At 66.9% G+C, this 22,883-nt stretch carries 16 protein-coding genes and 1 riboswitch; of the genes, 10 read left to right on the top strand and 6 right to left on the bottom strand.

What is annotated here, in order from left to right; all coding sequences use genetic code 11:
• Positions 1-37: 37 nt before the first annotated feature.
• The 4 genes from ABE434_RS11355 to thiC all read right to left on the bottom strand — a co-directional run bounded on the left by ABE434_RS11355 (position 38) and on the right by thiC (position 6,267).
• A complete protein-coding gene (locus ABE434_RS11355; RefSeq protein WP_176988275.1) occupies positions 38-919 on the bottom strand; it encodes a helix-turn-helix transcriptional regulator in 882 nt (293 codons plus the stop codon).
• A 114-nt stretch (positions 920-1,033) separates the two neighbouring features.
• Positions 1,034-3,364, bottom strand: coding sequence for a winged helix-turn-helix domain-containing protein (locus tag ABE434_RS11350; RefSeq protein ID WP_346478904.1), 2,331 nt, complete (start codon positions 3,362-3,364; stop codon positions 1,034-1,036).
• Between the two features lie 250 nt (positions 3,365-3,614).
• Complete coding sequence (locus ABE434_RS11345) at positions 3,615-4,292, bottom strand: ion channel (RefSeq protein ID WP_176988273.1); 678 nt, start codon at positions 4,290-4,292, stop codon at positions 3,615-3,617.
• A 97-nt stretch (positions 4,293-4,389) separates the two neighbouring features.
• Complete coding sequence (gene thiC, locus ABE434_RS11340) at positions 4,390-6,267, bottom strand: phosphomethylpyrimidine synthase ThiC (protein ID WP_346478903.1); 1,878 nt, start codon at positions 6,265-6,267, stop codon at positions 4,390-4,392.
• Between the two features lie 141 nt (positions 6,268-6,408).
• A riboswitch (TPP riboswitch) is annotated at positions 6,409-6,510 on the bottom strand.
• Between the two features lie 292 nt (positions 6,511-6,802).
• On the opposite strand from thiC, the gene ABE434_RS11335 reads away from it, so the two are divergent.
• Positions 6,803-8,371 carry a BCCT family transporter gene (locus tag ABE434_RS11335; protein WP_346478902.1) on the top strand — a complete coding sequence of 523 codons (1,569 nt, stop codon included), beginning with the start codon at positions 6,803-6,805 and terminating at the stop codon, positions 8,369-8,371.
• 683 nt (positions 8,372-9,054) lie between these two features.
• Here the strand turns inward: ABE434_RS11335 and ggt are convergent.
• Positions 9,055-10,773: a gamma-glutamyltransferase gene (ggt, locus tag ABE434_RS11330; RefSeq protein ID WP_346478901.1), complete on the bottom strand. Its 1,719-nt coding sequence runs from the start codon at positions 10,771-10,773 to the stop codon at positions 9,055-9,057.
• Between the two features lie 655 nt (positions 10,774-11,428).
• Here ggt and ilvC point away from each other — a divergent pair.
• The 9 genes from ilvC to gdhA all read left to right on the top strand — a co-directional run bounded on the left by ilvC (position 11,429) and on the right by gdhA (position 21,719).
• Positions 11,429-12,403, top strand: coding sequence for a ketol-acid reductoisomerase (ilvC, locus tag ABE434_RS11325; RefSeq protein ID WP_070473592.1), 975 nt, complete (start codon positions 11,429-11,431; stop codon positions 12,401-12,403).
• A gap of 40 nt (positions 12,404-12,443) precedes the next feature.
• Positions 12,444-14,177: an acetolactate synthase 2 catalytic subunit gene (ilvG, locus tag ABE434_RS11320; protein ID WP_176988270.1), complete on the top strand. Its 1,734-nt coding sequence runs from the start codon at positions 12,444-12,446 to the stop codon at positions 14,175-14,177.
• Positions 14,161-14,415, top strand: a complete 255-nt coding sequence (locus ABE434_RS11315; RefSeq protein WP_019183810.1) for an ACT domain-containing protein — start codon at positions 14,161-14,163, stop codon at positions 14,413-14,415. Before ilvG ends, ABE434_RS11315 begins: the two co-directional genes overlap by 17 nt.
• A 114-nt stretch (positions 14,416-14,529) precedes the next feature.
• A complete protein-coding gene (locus ABE434_RS11310) occupies positions 14,530-15,627 on the top strand; it encodes a threonine dehydratase (RefSeq protein WP_176988490.1) in 1,098 nt (365 codons plus the stop codon).
• Positions 15,628-15,629: 2 nt separating this feature from the next.
• Entirely contained in the window at positions 15,630-17,177 is a 1,548-nt protein-coding gene (locus ABE434_RS11305; protein WP_176988269.1) for a 2-isopropylmalate synthase, read from the top strand.
• Between the two features lie 39 nt (positions 17,178-17,216).
• The gene (gene leuC, locus ABE434_RS11300) at positions 17,217-18,638 is read left to right on the top strand and encodes a 3-isopropylmalate dehydratase large subunit (protein ID WP_346478900.1); all 1,422 of its coding nucleotides are present in this window, start codon (positions 17,217-17,219) and stop codon (positions 18,636-18,638) included.
• Positions 18,638-19,216 (top strand): 3-isopropylmalate dehydratase small subunit, encoded by a 579-nt coding sequence (gene leuD / locus ABE434_RS11295; RefSeq protein ID WP_346478899.1) that lies wholly within the window; start codon positions 18,638-18,640, stop codon positions 19,214-19,216. Before leuC ends, leuD begins: the two co-directional genes overlap by 1 nt.
• Positions 19,206-20,267 carry a 3-isopropylmalate dehydrogenase gene (gene leuB / locus ABE434_RS11290; protein ID WP_346478898.1) on the top strand — a complete coding sequence of 354 codons (1,062 nt, stop codon included), beginning with the start codon at positions 19,206-19,208 and terminating at the stop codon, positions 20,265-20,267. The genes leuD and leuB overlap by 11 nt, the downstream gene beginning before the upstream one ends.
• A 108-nt stretch (positions 20,268-20,375) precedes the next feature.
• A complete protein-coding gene (gene gdhA / locus ABE434_RS11285) occupies positions 20,376-21,719 on the top strand; it encodes an NADP-specific glutamate dehydrogenase (protein WP_346478897.1) in 1,344 nt (447 codons plus the stop codon).
• Between the two features lie 27 nt (positions 21,720-21,746).
• On the opposite strand, the gene ABE434_RS11280 is transcribed toward gdhA, so the two are convergent.
• Complete coding sequence (locus tag ABE434_RS11280; protein ID WP_346478896.1) at positions 21,747-22,781, bottom strand: hypothetical protein; 1,035 nt, start codon at positions 22,779-22,781, stop codon at positions 21,747-21,749.
• Positions 22,782-22,883 lie beyond the last annotated feature (102 nt).

Below are 22,883 nucleotides of genomic sequence, written 5' to 3'. Positions count from 1 at the left end.
AAACCGCCTCGGAAAGTTACGATTGCGTTGCAGCTAATTATTTGCGTGATGCAACCAAAGACTTTGCCGACTCTGGCGACAGGTTCGCACCTGCCTCACGGTAGCGTGACGCGGACAACCCGAAACGGGCCCGAAACGCCCGTGCGAAGCTGCAACAGTTGTCAAACCCGCTGGCTGCGGCCACCTCGCCCACCATCATGTCGGTATCACGCAGGAGATCGGCTGCACGCTCCAGGCGCAGGCGCGCCGAGAGCGACTGCGGGCTCTCCGCGTACAGGCTCTGGAAGGTCTTGGACAGGTACCAGCTGGAGAAGTTGGTGAGCTCGGCCAGTTCACCGATGCGCACCACGCGGTGGCTGTTTCCCTCCAGATAGAGGCGCGCACGCTGCATGCGCCCGAACACCTGCCGCTTGCGGCTGCGCGAACGGCCCGGGCAACGCTGCACGCCGGTGGCCATGCCCTGCTGCAGCGCCGCCAGGTGCAGCAACGCCGGGCGCAGGCCCTGCATCGGCCGGTCGCTGGTCAGTGCGTCACGCCACAGGCGCATCGCCACGCGCATTTCGCCACGCGTCATCGTGCCGCGGCCCGCGTAGAGATTGCAGTCGGCCAGTTCGCCCAGCGCGCGCAGCGCATCCGGCGACAGGCTCAACCCGATGCACAGGCCATCACGCCCGGCCTGCACCATCGGCTTGGAGTCCTTCTCGAAGGCGATCCACTCACGCTGGCGCAGACGGAACTTGCCCTCCTTGGATTCCACCCATGCGCTGCCACGCACCTGCATCCAGACCGTGAACGTCGTGCCGGCGGTCTGCAGGCTGCCCAGCCGGGCAACGCCCAGGCAGTTCGGCAACGCGCCATCGTCGATGGCCTTGTCCAGGGAAAGAGATTGACCGCGATCGGCCAGGGAGAGCTGACGCATGACTGCACCGTGAGTTTGCCTTTGCTGGCGTGCAGTTTTGCCAAATCAGGCCACTGCCCTCAGGACGTCTTGGCGAGATTGATCCGAATTCGCCACGACAACCTCACGAAGAACTTACGAAGGGTCTTTTCCCTTCATAAACAGAAGGTTGGAGAAGGCCGGGAAGAACGACGAGGTCGCTTCAGGCAGGCTCATGACCCCAATGTCGGACCCATCGGCGACGGCAAGGGCCACATAGACCGCACTGCCGTCCGGACTTGCGCTGAATCCATTGCCGGTGCCCAGCCGATCCGCGTCCAGGCAGTGCGCGCCGTCGCCCGAGGTCGCGCTGAGGCGGGCGAACACGGTGGCGCAGTCGGCGCGGTTGGAGAGGTAATCGATCTGCCCGGTGCCGGAGACCGTCCACGCGCGGTACCGCCACCGCGAGGGCTGGTCGCTGCGCACCTGGCGGATGCTCTGCGGCGTCAGCGCGGCATCGGCGGACCACAGGCCACTGGCCGACAGGCGGGTGAACAGCACGCGTTCGCCCGCCACGTCATAGCGCGCCTGGGAGACGCCCTCGATACTGCCGAGCAGGCGCCAGGGCGTGGCGGTGCGATCGAACAGCGACAGACGCATGCGTTCGTCGCGATCGCGCTCGACCACCAGCAGCTGTTCCGGCCGCTGCCCGTACAGGGCCTGCAGCGGCTGCGCCACCGGCACCGCCAGGCGCACGGTCTGCTCGTCGCGCGGGGAAACCTCGAAGATGGCCGGATTGGCGTGTTCATCACGCCCCAGCACCAGCAGATGGCGGGCATCGCGCGACCAGTCCGGAATCTGGCGGGTTTCCGGGCGCAGGCCTTCGATCGGCCGCAGCGATTCAGGCCGCTGCAGGTCCGCCCACCACAGCGCATAGCTGCCGGAGCGGTTGGAGCTGAAGACCAGCTGCCGGCCGTCCGGCGCGATCATCGGCTGTGCATCGCGCCCGCCCGAGGCGAACAGGCGTTCGGGCGCGCCCGGGCCGTCGGCGTTGATCGGCACTTTGAACAGCCCGAACTGCGCACGGCGGTGCATGAAGGCCAGCATGTTGTTGCTGCGCGACAACGCTGGCGCCTGGGCATCGTCGAGCCCCAGGTCGCGCAGCGTACGCGTGCGCGTGTCCAGTTCATACAGCCGCGCTTCGCTGTCCACGCGGCGGCCGAACACGATGTGGCGGCTGTCGCTGCGCCAGGCCCAGCCGCGGATTTCGGCGGAATCATTGGTGAGCTGTTCCGGCGTACCGCCCTCTGCCGGGATCCGCCACAGATCGCCGACCTGCGGATTGCGCACGAACACGATCCAGCGCCCGTCGGGCGAATAGCGCGGCGCGTACTCGAAGCTGTCCGCATCGATCGTGTAGTCGAGGGCGGTCCAGCTGCCGCTGGCGATGTTCAGGGTCCGGATGCCGCGATGCGCGTACTTGCCCGACAGTGAGCCGAACAGCAGGCCACGACCGTCCGGGGTCCAGTCGAAGCTGAGCAGCTCGGTGCCATCGCAGCGGGTGACATGACGCAGCGCACCGCCGGTGGCGCTGGCGATGATGACCTCGCAGCTGCCGCCCGGACCGAACCGCGCGAACGCGATGTCGCGCCCGTTGGGCGACCAGTTCGGGAACCGGTCTGAATATGTGGCCGGCGTGTCCATCAGGACGCGTGCCGGCGCGTTGCCGGAGGTCTGCACCTTGATGACACTGCCCTGACGTGCCGGCGTATCGGCCTCATAGGCGACCTGCGAACCATCCGGGGACAGCGTGGGATACGTCTCGAAGCCCGAGGTGGCGGTGATCAGCCGGTACGGCCGCTGCGGGCTGCCGATCACCCGGGTGCCGTCCTCGATCGCGGCGTCCACGGCCGTCGTGGGCCGCTCGCGCTGTACCAGCAGGGCCGCCATGACCAGCAGGGCGATCAACATCGCCACGCCGATGGCGAGCAGGATGTAGCGCCGGGTGCGGCGCCACTGACGACGCAGCGGGCCGTCAATGCGCCTGCGCGACGGCGCGGTAGCCGGAGGCAGCAGCGTGGCCTCATCCAGCGCATCGGGGTCGACGCCGTCCACCGCCAGGCCCCGCACTTCCTCGACCGCACTCACGGGCACGAGCAGGCGATAGCCGGTCTTGGCGATGGTTTCGATATAGGCCGTACCGGCCTCTTCGTCGGTGGCAAAGGCCTTGCGCAGCTGGGTGACGGCCTGGGTCAGCACGTCGTTGGTGGGCAGCGTATCCGGCCAGACCTCGGCGAACAGTTCGTCGCGGGTCACCACGGCGCCCGGTGAGCGCATCAATGCCTTCAATACGCCGAGCGCCTTGGGCGTCAACCGGCGCGGGCGACGCACGCCCACCACCATCACTTCCCGGGAGGAAAGAATGACGGTGCAATCGCCGATTCGGACTACATCGGCTGACGTTCGCTCACTGTCGTTGATGATCATTCCGGTGACACGAGTGAATGCAGGACTACGGGAACGCAGCATTCATCACAATCGACAACGACCGAACGAACCGCCAGATTCCGCACAAGGCATCAGCGCAAAGCGCAAAAACACTGAAGCGCGCGAATACTAGCCTATGTGGGTTAACCGCACCTGTGCGTGTGGCCAACACCAGGCTCTCTCTCGCCGACGAATCCACATAAATTGATTCAGCATTCGCGCCTTCGGGCGCGAATTTTTTATGCGCGATTCAGCTTTGTATGCGGCGGATCATCGTGAGTCCGACCAGGCGCGAAACCACCAGCGCTACATACATCACGCCCGCGAACTGTTCCAGCATCACCAGCGCCCGTGCCTGCGCGTGAATCGGCACCACGTCGCTCAGTCCGACGCCGGACAGCAAGCTGAAGCTCAGATAAAGCAACTCCATCCAGGTGCGCAGTTCGCTCTCGCTGGTGGCCACGAAGCTGCCCGGGTACCACTGCTGGCAGACCGCGAAAGCAAAGGCGAATGCCCAGGCCAGCAGCGTGAAGGTAGCCCCTGCGGCGAACAGCTCGTCACGGGTAACCTTGTGGTCCTGCAGCATGTAGGCGATCAGGCTGCCGGCGGTATAGAAGTACAGCAGGCATTCGAGCAGCTGGGCGGTAGTGACCAGCGCCGGGCGTCCCAACAGCGCGCCCGAGATCGAGAACACCACCGAGGGGATCGCCAGCACCAGCGCCACCCACATTCCCAACGGGCTGCGGCGTACCACCCACAGGGCCAGGCCGAGCACCGCGATCCCGAACGCACCGAACAGCGCGCGGCTTGCGCCGGCCTCGTCCATCGCCGGGTACAGCAGCACGCCCAGCAGCTGCACCGCCAGCAGCCACGCCGAGGGATGCCGGCGCGCGATCGCCAACCATTTGGTGCTGCGTGCTATCGCCATCGTTGTCCCCACCCCTGCCTGGTCGCGCCGAGCTTAGCCGGAATCGCGGGGGCACTGGATGATGGCCGGGGCGGCGCGCACCGCCCCGGCCGCCGCCTCACTCCTGGCGATACACCTCGGCGCCCAGATCGCGGAACTGGGCGGACTTCTCCGCCATGCCGGCTTCCAGCGCCTGGTGCGTATCCAACCCCTGCCCCGCCGCATAGTCGCGCACGTCCTGGGTGATCTTCATCGAGCAGAAGTGCGGGCCGCACATCGAGCAGAAATGGGCGAGCTTGTGCGCATCCTTGGGCAGCGTCTCGTCGTGGAATTCCTTGGCCTTCTCCGGATCCAGCCCAAGGTGGAACTGGTCCTCCCAGCGGAACTCGAAACGCGCCTTGCTCAATGCGTTGTCGCGCACCTGCGCGCCGGGATGGCCCTTGGCCAGATCCGAGGCGTGCGCGGCAATGCGGTAGGCCATGATGCCGTCGCGCACGTCCTGGCGGTTGGGCAGGCCGAGGTGTTCCTTCGGCGTCACGTAGCAGAGCATGGCGGTGCCGTACCAGCCGATCATCGCCGCGCCGATCGCGCTGGTGATGTGGTCGTAGCCCGGCGCGATATCCGTGGTCAGCGGGCCGAGGGTGTAGAACGGCGCTTCACCGCACTCGCGCAGCTGTTTGTCCATGTTCTCCTTGATCAGCTGCATCGGCACGTGGCCGGGCCCCTCGATCATGGTCTGCACGTCATGTTTCCACGCGATCCTGGTCAGCTCGCCCAGGGTTTCCAGTTCGCCGAACTGCGCGGCATCGTTGGCATCGGCGATGCAGCCCGGGCGCAGGCCGTCGCCCAGCGAGAAGGTCACGTCGTAGGCCTTCATGATCTCGCAGATGTCCTCGAAGTGCGTATAGAGGAAGTTCTCCTTGTGGTGTGCCAGGCACCACTTGGCCATGATCGAGCCACCGCGCGAGACGATGCCGGTCACGCGCTTGGCGGTCAGCGGCACATAACGCAGCAGCACGCCGGCGTGGATGGTGAAGTAATCCACGCCCTGCTCGGCCTGCTCGATCAGGGTGTCGCGGAAGATCGCCCAGTTCAGTTCTTCGGCGCGGCCATCGACCTTCTCCAGAGCCTGGTAGATCGGCACGGTACCGATCGCCACCGGCGAGTTGCGCAGGATCCATTCGCGCGTTTCATGGATGTGCTTGCCGGTGGACAGGTCCATCACGGTGTCGCCGCCCCAGCGGATCGCCCAGACCAGCTTCTCCACTTCCTCGGCGATGCCGGAGGACACCGCGCTGTTGCCGATGTTGGCGTTGATCTTGGTCAGGAAGTTGCGGCCGATGATCATCGGCTCGCTTTCCGGGTGGTTGATGTTGTTGGGCAGCACCGCGCGGCCGCGGGCGATCTCGTCACGGACGAATTCGGGCGTGATGATCCTCGGGATCGAGGCGCCGAAGGACTCGCCGGGGTGCTGCTTCAGCAGCGCGGCATCGCGGATCGCCTCCAGGCGCTGGTTCTCGCGGATCGCCACGAACTCCATCTCCGGCGTGATGATGCCGCGGCGTGCGTAGTGCATCTGGGTGACGTTGGCGCCGGCCAACGCGCGTCGCGGTTGCAGGCGCGACGGGAACCGCACCGCATCGAGCCGGGCATCGGTTTCGCGCGAGCGGCCGAACGCCGAGCTCAGACCCTCCAGCACTTCGGTATCGCCACGCTCGGCCACCCAGGCGGCGCGCAGTGCGGGCAGACCGGCCGAAAGGTCGATGGCAACCGCCGGATCGGTATACGGGCCGGAGGTGTCGTAGACGGTGACCGGCGCATTCTCTTCGCCACCGAACAAGGTGGGCGTGCGGGTCAGCGTGATCTCGCGCATCGGCACCTGCAGATCGCTGCGCGAGCCCTGCACGTGGATCTTGTGCGAGCCGGGAATCGGCCGGGTGACCGATTCGGAAAGTTGCTGGGCCTGTTGCTGCAGGGCGGAGAGCTGTGCGTTCATCGAGGCATCGTCCTAGGTTCAATCCCCGCACAGGGACTGTGCGGTTCTATGCGAGGGATTCGCATGGGAGGGACGAAACGGCGGCGCTCGACGGACGGATTGCGGGCGGTCTCCGGGCGCGGCGGCCCTACGGCGCAATGCATCTGCAGATGCGAAGCTTCCCTACGCCGGTATCAACCGGATCAGGTTCGAAGGGACTGTCTCAACCTTGGCCACTGGGCCGCGGTACCCCCGCTTCGGGGCGAATTAGACCACAAAGGCAAGCGCGCGGGGCACACCGGCGAAAGCGCGCGCCGGTGAGTGCGGGGTGGATGTGAACAAAGCGCCGACACCCGATGCACTACCATGCTGCGGCGCGGTATGCGGTGCGATACCGGGGTGAAAACCCCGGATCGTGCGCGCACCACGCACTGCTCGACGCCATTGACGTCCGTACTGACCGGCCTCGACCGGCTTGATCCGCCCCAGTCGTTGCCGCTGTGCCGCTGGAGATTGCAAGCCTCGGCTCGCCCCTACTGATCGGAGACACGCCTTCATGGTGTTCCGCATTTCCATCGCACTGGTTGCACTGCTGGTGCTGATCGCCGGCCTCGCGCCGGGCCCCTTCAACGAGGTCGTCCAGAGCGGCCTGTCCACCATCATCCGCAGCACCGGCTGGTTGTACCTGCTGGTGGTGTTCATCACCCTGTCGTTCCTGATGTACCTGGCCTTCGGCCGCTTCGGTTCGCTGCGCATCGGCGGCGAAGATGCCGAGCCCGACTTTTCCAATGCGAGCTGGATGTCGATGCTGTTCGCCGCGGGCATGGGCATCGGCCTGGTGTTCTGGGGCGCGGCCGAACCGATCTCGCACTTCGTGAAACCGCCGGAAGGGTTGGCGCCGCAGAGCATGGAGGCGGCGCGCGCATCGATGCGCTATGCGTTCTTCCATTGGGGCCTGCATCCGTGGGCGATCTATGCCCTGATCGGCCTGGCGATGGCGTGGTTCCAGTTCAACCGCAATGGCCGCGGGCTGATCAGCGATCTGCTGCAGCCGATCATCGGCGCGCATCACCGTGGCTGGATGGGGACGGTCGTCAACGTCGCCGCGGTGGTCGCCACGGCGATCGGTGTGGCAACGACGCTGGGCTTCGGCACGATCCAGATCGCCGCCGGTCTCGAGCGCGTATTCGGCATCCAGGCCTCGGTGCCGGTGCAGCTGACCATCATCGCGGTGGCGTTCGTGCTGTACATGGCCTCCACCACCAGCGGTGTCCACCGCGGCATCAAGTGGCTGTCCAACTTCAATCTCGGCCTGGCAGCATTGCTGCTGGCGCTGATCCTGGTGCTGGGACCGACCGGCTTCATCTTCGACACCTTCACCACGACGATCGGTTCGTACCTCAATTCGCTGGTGACGATGAGCCTGCGGATGTCACCGTTCTCGGGCAGTACCTGGGTGGCGGACTGGACGATCTTCTACTGGGCCTGGTGGATCGCGTGGGCGCCGTTCGTGGGCTCGTTCATCGCGCGCGTGTCGCGAGGGCGCAGCATCCGCGAGTTCGTGCTGGGCGTGGTGATCGCACCGAGCGTGCTGGGCTTTCTGTGGTTCTCGGTATTCGGCGGCACGGCGCTGTGGTCGCAGATCTTCGGCCACGTGGACCTGGCGCAGGCGCTGGGCAATGGCTATGAGACGGTGTTGTTCACGATGTTCGACAGCCTGCCGATGCCCATGATGTTGTCGGTTGTCGCACTGGTGCTGTTGATCATCTTCTTCGTGACCTCGGCCGATTCGGCGGTGCTGGTGCTGGCAACGATGTCGACGGAGGAGGCCGGCGATCCGCCGTTGGCGCGCCGGATGGTGTGGGGCGTGGCGATTGCGTTGATCGCGGGCGTGCTGTTGTTGGCCGGTGGACTCAATGCGCTGCAGGGGATGATCACGATCGCGGCGTTGCCGTTCGCGTTGTTGATGCTGGCGGTGATGTGGTCGTTGTACCGGGTGCTGGACATGGAGCATGCGTTGCAGCGGCGCCGTGCGCAGCGTGCGCGGCGGTTGATGGACGAGTGGATCGAGCGGGAGATCGCGGCGCAGGAAGAGACGCGCGATGAGGCGGCTCGGGCGCCCTGAGCGGAACGCCTAGAGCGTCCCGCCTTCCGGGCTATCGGTGGGCGGGTCGGGACGGGTGGGTTGGCGGGACACGCCGTGAATCCGTCCTTGGAGGCTCATGTCGCGCCATCCATGGCGCTCATGGTCCCGACAACCCACCCGCCCCGTCCCGCTCACGGTTTCAAGGTGGTGTCGGGGAGAGCCGCCGGGCGAAGCTCGGCGCAGCAGCGTGCATCTGACGCCTTGGATCCTGGTTGAGGCAATGCAGCCACGCATGGCGTGGCCCTACGTCGGATCATTTGCCCGGGAAGAGCAGCCACGCATGGCGTGGCTCTACGTCGGATCATTTGTCCGGGGAAGAGCAGCCACGCATGGCGTGGCTCTACGTCGGATCATTGCCTGGGAAGAGCAGCCACGCATGGCGTGGCTCTACCGCTTCGGCCGTGTGCGCTTTTGCCATGCGCACCGACCCATTGTGGGTGGGCCGGCCTGGGTGGGTTGGCGGGACCATGAGCCGCATGGATGCGGCGACATGAGCCTCCATGGATGGATTCACGGCGTGTCCCGCAAACCCACCCAGGCCGGCCCACTATCCGCAGTCCGAACGCGCCCTGCTCTACGCTTCTGCCCCCGCGCTTCTGCCCTGCGCACTGCCCTGCGCTTCTGCCGACCGACCAGCGGCCGGCTCTACGGAGCACAAGAAATCAGTACCCCGCCGCCTGCCCATCCTTGCGGCTCTCCGAAGCGCCGTAGTACACCCCGGTCTCCGGATCACGCAGGATCGCCTGATACCCGCCGTACGGACCATCCGCGAACACCACCCGGTGGCCCTTGCGCATCAGCGCGCGCACCGTCTCATACGGGAAGCCGGTTTCCAGATTCACCTCGCCCCCGTCGCTCATCGCCGTCGCCTGCCCGGTCGGCTCCGTCGACCCCTCGTGCTGGATGCGCGGCGCATCCCCCGCTTCCTGCAGATTCATCCCGAAATCGACCATGTTCATCACGATCTGCGCATGCCCCTGCGGCTGCATCGCACCGCCCATCACCCCGAAGCTCATCCACGGCTTGCCATCCTTGGTGACGAAACCCGGGATGATCGTCTGGAACGGCCGCTTGCCCGGAGCGTACCCATTCGGGTGATCCTTCTGCAGCACGAACATCTCGCCACGGTCCTGCAGGATGAAGCCCAGGCCCGGCGGCGCCATGCCGCTGCCCATGCCGCGGTAATTGGACTGGATCAGCGAGACCATCATGCCGTCCGCATCGGCGACCGTCAGGTAGATCGTGTCGCCCTCCTTCAGCTGCTTCGGCGTGCCCGGCTGCACTTCGCTCAGGGCCTTGTCCATCGAAATCAGTTTGCGGCGCTCGGCGGCGTAACCCTTGGAAATCAGTCTATCGACCGGCGCCGGATGGAAGGCCGGGTCGGTGTAGAAGCGCGCACGGTCGGCGAAGGCCAGCTTCTTGGCCTCCACGAACAGATGCACATGTTCAGGTGAACCGAAGGGAATCTTCGAGAAGTCGTAGCCTTCCAGCACGTTGAGGATCTGCAGCGCGGCGATGCCCTGGCTGTTCGGCGGCAGCTCCCACACATCGTAGCCGCGGTAATTGCTGCTCACAGGCTCGACCCACTCGCCATGATGGCTGGCCAGGTCGTCGTAGCTCAGGTAACCGCCGTTGGCCTTGAAGTAGGTGCCGATGGTGCGGGCGATGTCACCCTTGTAGAAGGCGTCGCGGCCGCCCTGGGCGATCTGCTCGAGGGTATGCGCCAGGTTCGGGTTCTTCCACAGCTCGCCCTTGCGCGGGGCATGGCCATCGATCGTGAACTGCTCGGTGAAGCCGGGATACCTGGACAGCCGCGGGACCGAGCGGTCCCAGTAGTAGGCGATGACCTCGGCGACCGGATGGCCTTCGCGGGCGTAGCGGATCGCCGGGGCGAGGTTGTCGGCCATCGGCTTGCGGCCGAAGCGTTCGTGCAGGGCGAACCAGCCGTCGACCGCGCCGGGCACCGAGACCGGCAGCGGACCCGTGGCCGGGATCTCCTTGAGCCCGCGGCGCTGGAACTCGGCCAGGGTCAGCGACTTCGGCGAGCGGCCCGAGCCGTTGTAACCGTAGAGCTTCTGCGTCCTGGGGTCCCACACGATCGCGAACAGGTCACCGCCGACGCCGTTGCCGGTCGGCTCCATCAAGCCGAGCGCGGCATTGGCGGCGATCGCGGCATCGACCGCCGAGCCGCCGGACTTCATCACGTCCAGCGCGATCTGGGTGGCCAGGGGCTGGGAGGTGGCGGCCATCGCGTGCGGGGCAATTACCTCCGAGCGGGTGGCGAAGGTGTGGCCGGTGATCCGGTCGGCGGCGATCGCGGCGGCAGGCAGCGTACACAGGACGGCGGCGGCGAGCAGGCCGCGGGCAAGGCGTGAGGACACGGGGTGGTTCCTGATGGGTGGTAGCCCCCCGATGGTGGCGGCAGATGCCTCCGGATGACATCCCACCATGGTCATGTACCGAGGAAACCAGACCTCGAATCCGCGCAGTACGGCGCGCCAAAATGCTGAATTCCGGTTCACCGGAACGCTTTCAGCCGCAACCATCCTTGCGGGACGGGGCCTTGCGGTGGATGCAGGCGAAACTGATGGAAATTGCGTTCCCAGGGTTGACACCGCCAAAACCCGTGTGGTTTTCTCGATCTCATGTTGCAGCGCACAGCCACCCGCGAATCCACCGAGCACGCCGACCACGGCGCGGCCTCCGTCCATTCGCTTCTCGTCCTCGTACTTATTACCCAACCAACAGGTGCGGGACGGACCGGCGTGTAAGCAAGACTGCCAGGTATCCATCAAAACCCGCACCCGACCAGGTGCGGGTTTTTTCGTTTCAGAACCCTTCGATTTCCATCCTCCCCTCCGAGTTGCCTTCCACCATGACCCGCCAGCCCACCTCGAGCCAGCCGATGCCCACCGCCCCCACGGCGGGTGCGTTCGCGTGTGGTCGCGGCCAGGCCGGCGCCCCCCCTTCCCCTGATGGGCCGACGCGTCGCTGACCGTCGGCCCTCTTTTTTCTTGCCTCCAAAGGACCTCCCCCATGAGCACCAACGACCTGCCCCAGATCAAGATCGCTGTTGTCGGCTACGGCAGCCAAGGCCGCGCGCACGCGCTGAATCTGCGTGAATCCGGCTTCGATGTCGTCGTCGGGCTGCGCCCGGGCGGTCCGACCGAGGTCAAGGCCCAGGCCGACGGCTTCACCGTCAAAGCCCCGGCCGAAGCGGTCAAGGACGCAGACCTGGTCGCCGTGCTGACCCCGGACATGGTGCAGAAGAAGCTCTACGAAGACGTGCTCGCGCCGAACATGAAACAGGGCGCTGTGCTGCTGTTCGCGCATGGCCTGAACGTGCATTTCGACATGATCAAACCGCGCGAGGATCTGGACGTGGTGCTGGTCGCGCCGAAGGGCCCGGGTGCGCTGGTCCGTCGCGAGTACGAGATCGGCCGCGGCGTGCCGTGCATCTGGGCGGTCTACCAGGACAAGAGCGGCAAGGCCGCCGAGTTCGCCCTGGCCTACGCCGGTGGCCTGGGTGGCGCCCGCGCCAACCTGATCCAGACCACCTTCAAGGAAGAGACCGAAACCGATCTGTTCGGCGAACAGGCCGTACTGTGCGGCGGTGCCTCGGCCCTGGTGCAGGCCGGTTTCGAAACCCTGGTCGAAGCCGGCTACCAGCCGGAGATCGCTTACTACGAAGTGCTGCACGAACTGAAGCTGATCGTCGACCTGTTCTACGAAGGCGGCATCACCCGCATGCTGGAATTCATCTCCGAGACCGCGCAGTACGGCGACTACGTCAGCGGCCCGCGCGTGATCGACGCCGGCACCAAGGCGCGCATGAAGGACGTGCTGACCGATATCCAGAACGGCACCTTCACCAAGAACTGGGTCGCCGAGTACGAAGCGGGCCTGCCGAACTACAACAAATTCAAGCAGGCCGACCTGGAGCACCCGATCGAGAAGGTAGGCAAGGAACTGCGCGCCAAGATGGTCTGGTTGCAAAGTCAAGCCGCGTAAAACGCGCGGCTCTCCCACCCGCTTTCGTAAAGGTCACCGCATGAATACCTCCGCCCACAGCACCGCGCCCCGCAACGGCGCACGCTGGTTGACGCAGGCCCTGGAAGCCGAGGGCGTGCATACGCTGTTCGGCTATCCGGGCGGCACCATCATGCCGTTCTATGACGCCCTGGTGGATTCCGGGCTGAAGCACATCCTGGTCCGCCACGAGCAGGGCGCGGCCCTGGCCGCCAACGGCTTCGCCCGCGCCAGTGGCCGGGTCGGCGTCTGCGTCGCCACCTCCGGCCCGGGCGCCTCCAACCTGGTCACCGGCATCGCCGACGCGATGCTGGATTCGGTGCCGATGGTCTGCATCACCGGCCAGGTCGCCACCCCGCTGCTGGGCACCGACGCGTTCCAGGAACTGGACGTGTTCGGGCTGACCCTGCCGATCGTCAAGCACAGCTGGCTGGTGCGCCGCGTCGAAGACCTGCCGCAGGTGGTCGCCGACGCGTTCCGTATCGCCCGCGAGGGCCGTCCCGGTCCGGTGCTGATCGATCTGCCCAAGGACGTGCAGGTGGCCGATGCGTCGCATCTGCCCGACCACGTGCCCTCCACCGTGGTCGCACCGCCGGCACCGCAGGACGAGGCCATCGCGCAGACCATCGCCGCGATCGCCGAGGCAGAGAAGCCGGTGATCTATGCCGGTGGTGGGGTGGCGCTGGGCGATGCGGTGGAGGACTTCCGCGCCTTCGTCGAGGCGACCCGTATTCCGACCGTGCTGACCCTGCGTGGGCTGGGCGCGCTGCCGCCGCAGCATCCGCACTACCTGGGCATGCTGGGCATGCACGGCACCCGCGCAGCCAACATGGCCGTGCAGGAAAGCGATCTGCTGGTCGTGGTCGGCGCGCGGTTCGATGACCGCGCCACCGGCAAGTTGAACGAGTTCGCCCCGTTTGCGCGCGTCGTGCATATCGATGCCGATGCGTACGAGATCTCCAAGCTGCGTACTGCCGACATCGCGGTGCCGGGCAACGTCGGCACGGCATTGCGTGCGCTGACCGCGGCCGCCACGGTACCGGCCGCGCAGGATGCGTGGCGCCAGCGCTGCCAGGGCCATCGTGAACGCTTCGCCCCGCGCTACGACGCACCGGGCAAGCACATCTACGCTCCGGCGCTGCTGAAGCGCCTGAGCGAGCTGGCGCCGAGCGACGCCATCATCGCCTGCGATGTCGGCCAGCATCAGATGTGGGTCGCCCAGCATTGCCGCTTCAACCACCCGCGCAACCACCTGACCAGCGGCGCGCTGGGCACCATGGGCTTCGGCCTGCCGGCGGCGATGGGCGCGCAGTTCGCCTGCCCCGACCGCACCGTGGTGCTGGTCTCCGGCGACGGTAGTTTCATGATGAACGTGCAGGAGCTGGTCACCATCGCCCGCTGCCGCCTGCCGGTGAAGATCGTGCTGCTGGACAACAGCTCGCTGGGCATGGTCCGCCAGTGGCAGGAGCTGTTCTTCGCCGAGCGGTACAGCGAGATCGATCTGTCCGACAACCCGGACTTCGCCGCGCTGGCCCAGGTGTTCGGCATTCCGGCCACGCGCATCGAAGCGCGTGACGATGTCGAAGGTGGCCTGGCCGCGATGCTGGCCCAGCCCGGCCCGGCGCTGCTGCATGTCGCCATCGATGCGCGTGCCAACGTGTGGCCGCTGGTGCCGCCCAACAACGCCAACAGCACGATGCTGGAAAGCAACCCCGCCCATCAGTCCCAGGAGTTCCCCAATGCAATACCGGCTTGACCTGGTGCTGACCCCCGCCGAAGGCGCGCTGCTGCGCGTGATCGGCATGGCCGAACGCCGCGGCTTCGCGCCGCGCGCGATCGCCGGTGCGCCGAATGCCGCCGATGACGGCCGCTGGCACCTGCAGCTGGTGGTGGACAGCACCCGTCCACCGGAAACGCTGCGCCGCCAGATCGAGAAGATCTACGACTGTGTCTCGGTGCGCATCAGCGCGCTGGAACCCGGAGTATCCGCATGAACGCCCGCACCGTTGCATCGGTGCCGGTACGGAGGTGTCTTCTCGGTCGTGCGTCGCAGCGTGCGCCGTGGCAGCGCGCGCCGCTCCGCGACGATCACCATGGCCGGGTGCGTGATGCCGGCTAGCCGTACCCCGCAGGAACCGGATGTAGGCGACGTAAGCGTCGCCGATGTGCTGGCCGCGCAGGCGCGGCTGCGCCGCTTCCTGCCGCCGACGCCGCTGCATTACGCCGAGCGCTTCGGCGTCTGGCTGAAGCTGGAGAACCTGCAGCGCACCGGCTCCTACAAGGTACGCGGCGCACTGAACGCCCTGCTGGCCGGCCGTGAACGCGGCGATGACCGCCCGGTCATCTGCGCCTCGGCCGGCAACCACGCCCAGGGCGTGGCCTGGGCCGCCTACCGCCTGAACATTCCGGCGATCACGGTGATGCCGCACGGCGCACCGGCCACCAAGATCGCCGGCGTGGCGCATTGGGGCGCGACTGTCCGCCAGCACGGGGAGAGCTACGACGAGGCCTACGCCTTCGCCCGCGCGCTGGCCGACCAGCACGGTTACCGCTTCCTGTCCGCCTTCGACGACCCCGACGTGATCGCCGGCCAGGGCACCCTGGGCATCGAGCTGGCGCCGCACGCACCGGACGTGGTGATCGTGCCGATCGGCGGCGGTGGATTGGCGTCCGGCGTGGCGCTGGCGCTGAAATCGCAGGGCGTGCGCATCGTCGGTGCTCAGGTCGAGGGCGTCGATTCGATGGCCCGCGCCATGCGCGGCGACGTACGCGAGATCGCCCCGGTCGCCACCCTGGCCGACGGCGTCAAGGTAAAGATCCCCGGCTTCCTGACCCGCCGGCTGTGCAGCGCGCTGCTGGACGACGTGGTGATCGTGCGTGAAGCCGAGCTGCGCGAAACCCTGGTGCGGCTGGCGCTGGAAGAACACGTGATCGCCGAAGGGGCTGGTGCGCTGGCGCTGGCTGCCGGCCGCCGTGTCGCCGGCAAGCGCAAGTGCGCCGTGGTCTCCGGCGGCAACATCGATGCGCTGGTACTGGCCCAGCTGCTGGCCGACATCCGTCCCCGTCCCCCGCGCAAACCGCGCCGCCGCGCCAGCGAGCGAACACGCCCGCCCCTACCAACCGTGCTCGCGACACCCCCGATATCCGTTTCGATTCCTACCTCTGCCATTCCATCCGACATTGCTGTCGAGGAGACCTCCTGGTGACCATGCCCAACTCCCCCCGCATTAGAATTTTCGACACCACCCTGCGCGATGGCGAGCAATCGCCGGGCTGCAGCATGAGCCCGCAGCAGAAGCTGGTGATGGCCCGCGCACTGGACGAACTGGGCGTGGACGTCATGGAAACCGGCTTCCCGGCCAGCTCCCAGTCCGACCGCGAAGCAATGGCCATGATCGCCCGCGAAGTGCGCCGCCCGACCCTGGCCGTGCTGTCACGCTGCCTGGCCGCCGACATCGAAACCTCGGCCAAGGCGCTGGAGGCCGCGGCGAACGCGCGCCTGCATGTCTTCCTGTCGACCAGCCCGCTGCATCGCGAGCACAAGCTGCGCATGAGCCGCGAGCAGGTGCTGGAATCGGTGCACAGGCACGTCAGCCTGGCCCGTGGCTATGTGGATGACGTCGAGTTTTCCGCGGAAGACGCCACGCGCACCGAGGAGGACTTCCTGATCGAGGTAGCCCGCGTGGCCGTGGCCGCCGGCGCGACCACCATCAACCTGCCCGACACCGTGGGCTTCACCACGCCGGAAGAGATCCGCGGGATGTTCCAGCGCGTGATCGCCGGCGTGCCGGACAGCGACCGCATCATCTTCAGCGCGCACTGCCACAACGATCTGGGCCTGGCCGTGGCCAACTCGCTGGCCGCCATCGAAGGCGGCGCGCGCCAGGTCGAATGCACCATCAACGGCATCGGCGAACGCGCCGGCAACTGCTCGCTGGAAGAGATCGCCATGGTGCTGAAGGTACGCAACGCCTTCTACGAAGAAGACACGCGGATCAATACGCCGCGCATCGTCGGCACCTCGCAGCTGCTGCAGCGCCTGGTCGGCATGCCGGTCCAGCGCAACAAGGCGATCGTCGGCGCCAACGCCTTCGCGCATGAGTCGGGCATCCACCAGCACGGCATGCTGCGCCACCGTGGCACCTACGAAATCATGCGCCCGGAAGATGTGGGCTGGGAGTCCTCGCAGATGGTGCTGGGCCGCCACAGTGGCCGCGCTGCGGTCGACCAGCGCCTGCGTGCGCTGGGCTTCTGGCTGGAAGAGGAAGAACTGAAGCTGGTCTTCGAGCAGTTCAAGGCGCTGTGCGAGCAGCAGCGCGTGGTGACCGATGCCGACCTGCAGACCCTGATGCAGGGCAGCGCCACCCAGAACGGCTACCGCCTGGCCTCGATGACGATCAGCGATGTCGGCAGCCGCGCCAATGCGCTGGTCGAGCTGTCCGACCCGGAGGGCAACCGCGTTGCCGAGACGGCGCAGGGCGATGGTCCGGTCGATGCGTTGTTCGGTGCACTGTCGGCCGCCACCGGCGTGCAGTTGATGCTGGACAGCTACCACGTGCACAGTGTGGGCATCGGCGCCGATGCGCGCGGCGAAGCCAACCTGAGCGTGCGCCACGAGGGCGTGGAGTACGAAGGCACCGGCACCAGCCGCGACATCATCGAAGCCTCCGCGCTGGCGTGGCTGGAAGTGGCCAACCGCCTGCTGCGCCAGCGCAACGCGACGACCGAACAGCCCGCGGCGACCGCCGCGGCCTGAGCACCCATGAAGCACCCCGAACCGCAGCAAGGCCAGTCCATGACCCCAGCTCCCCGCACCCTGTACGACAAACTGTGGGATGCCCACGTCGTCGTTCCCGAGACCGACAGCGCGCCCGCCGTGCTGTACATCGACCTGCACCTGATCCATGAAGTGACCTCCCCGCAGGCCTTCACCGAACTGCGCGAGCGCGGCCTCTCCCCGCGCCGGCCGGACCGGACCAAGGCGACGATGGACCACTCCACCCCGACCCTGCCGGCCGGTGCCGACGGCAAGCTGCCCTACGCCAGCGCCGCCTCCGAAGCACAGGTGGCGATGCTGGCGGCCAACTGCGCGGAACATGGCATCGAACTGTTCGACCTGCAGTCGGCCAGCCGCGGCATCGTGCACGTGATCGCCCCCGAGCAGGGCTTCACCCAGCCGGGCATGACCATCGTCTGCGGCGACAGCCACACCTCCACGCATGGGGCGTTCGGCGCGCTGGCCTTCGGTATCGGCACCAGCGAGGTCGGCCATGTGCTGGCCACCCAGTGCCTGCTGCAACGCAAAGCCAGGACCATGGCGATCACGGTCGATGGCGTGCTGGCCCAGGGCGTCGGTGCCAAGGATGTGGTGCTGCACATCATCGGCGTGATCGGCGTCAACGGTGGCACCGGTCATGTGCTGGAGTTCCGCGGCAGCGCGATCGAAGCGATGGACATGGAGCAGCGCATGACGTTGTGCAACATGTCCATCGAAGCTGGCGCGCGAGCCGGCATGGTCGCCCCCGACCAGATCACCTTCGACTGGGTGGCCGCCACCCCGCGTGGTCCCAAGGGCGCCGACTTCGATGCCGCCGTCAACGCGTGGTCGCAGCTGCGCAGCGATGCCGGTGCGCGCTTCGACGTGGAGGTCCACATCGATGCCGCCGACATCCGCCCGACCCTGACCTGGGGCACCCACCCCGGCACCGCCATCGCCGTGGACCAGCCGATTCCGGCGGCCAACGACGCTGCCGCGCAGAAGGGACTGGACTACATGCACTTCCACGCCGGGCAGACCCTGGCCGGCACGCCGGTGGATGTGGTCTTCGTCGGTTCCTGCACCAACGGCCGCCTGAGCGACATGCGCGAAGTGGCGCAGGTGCTGCAGGGCCGCCGCGTCGCCCCGAGCGTACGCATGCTGGTGGTGCCGGGCTCGGAAATCGTCAAGCGCCAGGCCGAAGCCGAAGGCATCGATGTGGTCGTGCGCGCGGCCGGTGCCGAATGGCGCGAGCCGGGCTGCTCGATGTGCATCGCCATGAACGGCGATCTGGTCGCGCCGGGGCAACTGGCGGTCAGCACCAGCAACCGCAATTTCGAAGGCCGCCAAGGGCCCGGCTCGCGCACCCTGCTGGCCTCGCCGATGACGGCCGCCTGGGCCGCGGTGAACGGCCGCGTGGCCGACCCACGCGAACTGTATGCCACGCTGGAGGTGGCCTGATGAGCGGCTTCCGTACCCTGACCTCGACCAGCGTGGTGCTGCGCGAGACCAACATCGATACCGACCAGATCATTCCGGCGCGCTTTCTGTCCACCACCGAGCGCGTCGGCCTGGGCAAGTACGCCTTCAATGATTGGCGCTGGCAGAGCGAGGGCGTGCCGAACCCGGCGTTCGCCTTCAACCAGCCGCACAACGCCGGCCGCAGCATCCTGCTGGCCGGCCGCAACTTCGGCTGCGGCTCCTCGCGTGAGCATGCACCGTGGGCACTGACCGACCTGGGCCTGCGCGCCATCGTCAGCAGCGAGATCGCCGACATCTTCCGCGGCAATTCGCTGAAGAACGGCCTGCTGCCGATCGTGCTGGACGAAGCCGATGTGCAGACGCTGATGCAGCGCCCGGATGACGCACTGACCATCGATGTGGCCGCGCGCGAACTGCGCACGCCCGATGGACGCGTGTATGCCTTCCCGCTGGACGGCTTCTCGCAGACCTGCCTGCTGGAAGGCGTGGACCAATTGGGGTATCTGTTGGGCCGTACCCCTGACATTGAACGTTACGAGAGTGAACATGCACGCTGAGATTGTCGTATTGCCGGGTGACGGCATCGGTCCGGAAGTCGCCGCCGCCGCCGTGGCGGTGCTGGAGGCCGTCGCCACCCGTTTCGGGCACACCTTCGGGTTCCAGGAACACGACATCGGTGGCATCGCCATCGATCGCCACGGTGAACCGCTGCCGGCCACCACGCTGGATGCGTGTCGCAAGGCAGACGCCATCCTGCTCGGTGCGGTGGGCGGGCCGAAGTGGTCCGATCCCAATGCGAAGGTGCGGCCGGAACAAGGCCTGCTGGCGATCCGCAAGGCGCTGGGGCTGTACGCCAACCTGCGCCCGGTGCGCACGCACGCGGCCGCGCTCGGCGCCTCGCCGATCAAGGCCGAACTGCTGGAAGGCGTGGACTTCGTCGTCGTGCGCGAACTGACCGGCGGCATCTATTTCGGTGAGAAGACCCGCACCGCCGATACCGCCAGCGACCTGTGCAGCTACAGCGTGGGCGAAATCGAGCGCGTCATGCGCACCGCGTTCCGGCTGGCACAGACCCGCCGCGGCAAGCTCACCTCTGTGGACAAGGCCAACGTGCTGGAAACCTCGCGCCTGTGGCGCGACGTCGCCGCGCGGATCGGCCGCGAAGAGTTCCCGGAGATCGCGCTGGAGCACCAGCTGGTCGATTCGATGGCCATGCACCTGCTGGCCAAGCCGCGCGAGTACGACGTGATCGTGACCGAGAACATGTTCGGCGACATCCTCACCGACGAAGCCTCGATGCTGGCCGGCTCGCTCGGCCTGCTGCCATCTGCCTCGCTGGGCGAACCGGGTGCGGTCGGCATCTACGAGCCTATCCACGGCTCCGCGCCGGACATCGCCGGCAAGGGCATCGCCAATCCCTACGCCACCATCTTCAGCGCGGCGATGCTGCTGCGCCATTCACTGGGGCTGGACGAAGAGGCTGCTACGGTCGAGGCAGCGGTATATGCCGTGCTGGATGACGGCGTATTCACCGCCGATCTCGCCGCCAAGGGTTTTGCGGTGAGTACCGCCGCAGCCACCGACGCGGTCCTTGCCAAGCTGCAGTGACCGTACGAACGCGGCCTGGGGCCGCGTTCCTGTCTGTACATCCCGCACGGCCTCCCTGTCCCGTCGGCCACGTCGCTGCCAGCGGCTGGCCCCCAACAAGGAAAGCCTTTGAACCCTCGTTCCGCTGCCGAATTTCTCAACCACGTGGCCCAGCGCGATCCGCATCAGCCGGAATTCCTGCAGGCCGTGAAAGAAGTGATCCAGAGCCTGTGGCCGTTCCTGGAGCGTCATCCCCGCTACTTCGAACAAGGGCTGCTGGAGCGGCTGGTGGAGCCGGAGCGGGTGATCCAGTTCCGCGTGGCCTGGGCTGATGACGCTGGCAGGACCCATGTGAATCGCGGCTGGCGCGTGCAGCACAGTTCGGCGATCGGCCCGTTCAAGGGCGGCATGCGCTTCCATCCGTCGGTCAACCAATCGATCCTGAAGTTCCTTGCCTTCGAGCAGACCCTGAAGAACGCGCTGACGACCCTGCCGATGGGCGGTGGCAAGGGCGGCGCGGACTTCAATCCCAAGGGCCGCAGCGACACCGAAGTGATGCGCTTCTGCCAGGCCTTGATGCTGGAACTGCACCGCCACCTCGGTGCCGATACCGACGTGCCGGCCGGCGACATCGGCGTCGGCGCGCGCGAGGTCGGCTACATGACCGGCATGATGAAGAAGATCACCAACCATGCCTCCTGCGTGTTCACCGGCAAGGGCCTCTCCTACGGTGGCAGCCTGATGCGTCCGGAAGCGACCGGCTTCGGCACCGTCTACTTCGTCGAGCAGATGCTGCACCATGCCCGTCGCGATACCGATGGCGCGAAGGTGCTGATTTCCGGCGCCGGCAACGTCGCCCAGCATGCCGCGATCAAGGCCATCGAGCTGGGCGCGAAAGTGCTCACGCTCTCCGATTCCGGCGGCACGCTGTACGCCCGCGATGGCTTCGATGACGCGGCGCTGCAGGAGGTGGTGGAACTGCGCAACGAGCGCCGTGGTTGCTTGGCCGAGCTGGCCGACGACAAACGCTTCGAGTACCTGGACGGCAAGCGTCCCTGGCACATCCCGGCCGAGATCGCCCTGCCCTGCGCCACCCAGAATGAACTGGACGAAGATGATGCCCGCGCCCTGGTCGACAACGGTGTGCGGTGCGTGGCCGAAGGCGCCAACATGCCCTCCACGCTGGAGGCGGTGGACGTCTTCCTCGCGTCCGGCACCCTGTACGCACCGGGCAAGGCCAGCAATGCCGGCGGCGTGGCCACCTCGGGGCTGGAAATGAGCCAGAACGCGCAGCGCCTGTCCTGGCATCACGCCGATGTCGACGAGCGCCTGCACGGGATCATGAAGGACATCCACGCCAACTGCGTGCGCCACGGCAAGCGCGCCGACGGCAGCGTGAACTATGTGGACGGCGCCAACATCGCGGGTTTCGTCAAAGTGGCCGATGCGATGCTGGCCCAGGGCGTGTACTGAGGGCAGACCGATGAACGGGCGCAGCGATCAGTCCGCCGAGCGGACCTCGCTCGTCATGCAGCCGGCCAGCACGGCACCGCTGTCGGTGGGTATCACGCTGAATGCCCGCACGCGCGTGTATCCGGAGGATGCCTCCCGCGTTCCTTCGCGCATCCAGTACCCTTCCGCCTGACGATCCGCCGCGCCCAGTCCAGTGGCACCGAGCACCGCCTTCAGCGGCGCATCGCCCATGTCCGCGAAATAACCCCCTTGGGCGATGCCGAGCGACTGCACGGGCAGCCCCTGCAGCATCACAGGGTGGTCCAGCGTGACGGCGAGGAGAGACATCGTCTGTCCGCCGACACCGTACTCACGCTCGGCCACCGCGCTGACATTGTCCGGCCAAGCCACCGGCGACAGTTCCGAAACACGCTCCCACGTGTTCGCGATGCGCTGCATGGCAGCGTCGTCCGCCCGACATTCGAGCGCGGCGCCAACATCACTGGCCGAGGCAGTCTCGCGCAATCGGGGGGGGACACGCGCCTCGCGCATCGGACCGGGATAGTCACACCCCACCCGATAGCCCTTTCCATCGCTGCGCACCACGAGTGCGGCAGGCAATGACGCATCGCCGGATGCCTCGGGTGGCGACCAGACCTGGAACGGCTCACGCAGGCTGCTTGACCGCAGCCGCAGCCCATTCCCGCTGACGATGCGCGCACGCTGGCCGGCATCGACGGGAATCGAGAAGCCCGTGTCATCCGCCACCACGCGATGCGTTGTGATGCCGTGCACCGTCAACGCGTCCGGCATGTCGATGAACGTCGTCGTGTCGTCCCCGTCACCACTGAAGCCCCAACCCTGCAGATGGGCCGGACGCTCCTGCGGCGTGCCGTACCGTGCGCCACGCAGCGCCGTCGTCACCGCCTGCATTGCCGCCGGTGAGGCACGGCATTCCAGGAGCGCGACGAGATCGCGCTGGAAGCTGGCAGCGGTGTTCGCCTGCGCTGGCGGCGCACCGGCCATCGACACGGCGACGGCCGCGGCAGCAGCGAGCGGAGAGAAAAAACGTAGCAGCATCATGCGCGACCGAAGAGAATCCGATGTGCATTTTACGCTTGCAACTATCGCGAAGACGGCAGGCAGTCACGTCGCGCCGAAAGAATGAAGCCGGCCATCGGCCGG

The sequence above is a fragment of the Stenotrophomonas sp. TWI1183 genome (assembly GCF_039673115.1).
GTDB classification, from domain to species: Bacteria; Pseudomonadota; Gammaproteobacteria; order Xanthomonadales; family Xanthomonadaceae; genus Stenotrophomonas; species Stenotrophomonas maltophilia_AA.
Note: the sequence above shows the minus strand (reverse complement) of the source record. Positions and strands in the feature narration are given on the sequence as shown.

What these genes read in the sequence shown, in the direction of transcription:
- ABE434_RS11345 (WP_176988273.1), bottom strand. Translation starts at nt 4,292, where the DNA reads ATGGCGATAGCACGCAGCACCAAATGGTTGGCGATCGCGCGCCGGCAT.
- ABE434_RS11350 (WP_346478904.1), bottom strand. Translation starts at nt 3,364, where the DNA reads ATGATCATCAACGACAGTGAGCGAACGTCAGCCGATGTAGTCCGAATC.
- ilvC (WP_070473592.1), top strand. Translation starts at nt 11,429, where the DNA reads ATGAGCACCAACGACCTGCCCCAGATCAAGATCGCTGTTGTCGGCTAC.
- ABE434_RS11305 (WP_176988269.1), top strand. Translation starts at nt 15,630, where the DNA reads ATGCCCAACTCCCCCCGCATTAGAATTTTCGACACCACCCTGCGCGAT.
- ABE434_RS11310 (WP_176988490.1), top strand. Translation starts at nt 14,530, where the DNA reads ATGCCGGCTAGCCGTACCCCGCAGGAACCGGATGTAGGCGACGTAAGC.
- ABE434_RS11355 (WP_176988275.1), bottom strand. Translation starts at nt 919, where the DNA reads ATGCGTCAGCTCTCCCTGGCCGATCGCGGTCAATCTCTTTCCCTGGAC.
- ABE434_RS11315 (WP_019183810.1), top strand. Translation starts at nt 14,161, where the DNA reads ATGCAATACCGGCTTGACCTGGTGCTGACCCCCGCCGAAGGCGCGCTG.
- ABE434_RS11280 (WP_346478896.1), bottom strand. Translation starts at nt 22,781, where the DNA reads ATGATGCTGCTACGTTTTTTCTCTCCGCTCGCTGCTGCCGCGGCCGTC.
- leuB (WP_346478898.1), top strand. Translation starts at nt 19,206, where the DNA reads ATGCACGCTGAGATTGTCGTATTGCCGGGTGACGGCATCGGTCCGGAA.
- ilvG (WP_176988270.1), top strand. Translation starts at nt 12,444, where the DNA reads ATGAATACCTCCGCCCACAGCACCGCGCCCCGCAACGGCGCACGCTGG.
- leuC (WP_346478900.1), top strand. Translation starts at nt 17,217, where the DNA reads ATGACCCCAGCTCCCCGCACCCTGTACGACAAACTGTGGGATGCCCAC.
- ABE434_RS11335 (WP_346478902.1), top strand. Translation starts at nt 6,803, where the DNA reads ATGGTGTTCCGCATTTCCATCGCACTGGTTGCACTGCTGGTGCTGATC.
- leuD (WP_346478899.1), top strand. Translation starts at nt 18,638, where the DNA reads ATGAGCGGCTTCCGTACCCTGACCTCGACCAGCGTGGTGCTGCGCGAG.
- thiC (WP_346478903.1), bottom strand. Translation starts at nt 6,267, where the DNA reads ATGAACGCACAGCTCTCCGCCCTGCAGCAACAGGCCCAGCAACTTTCC.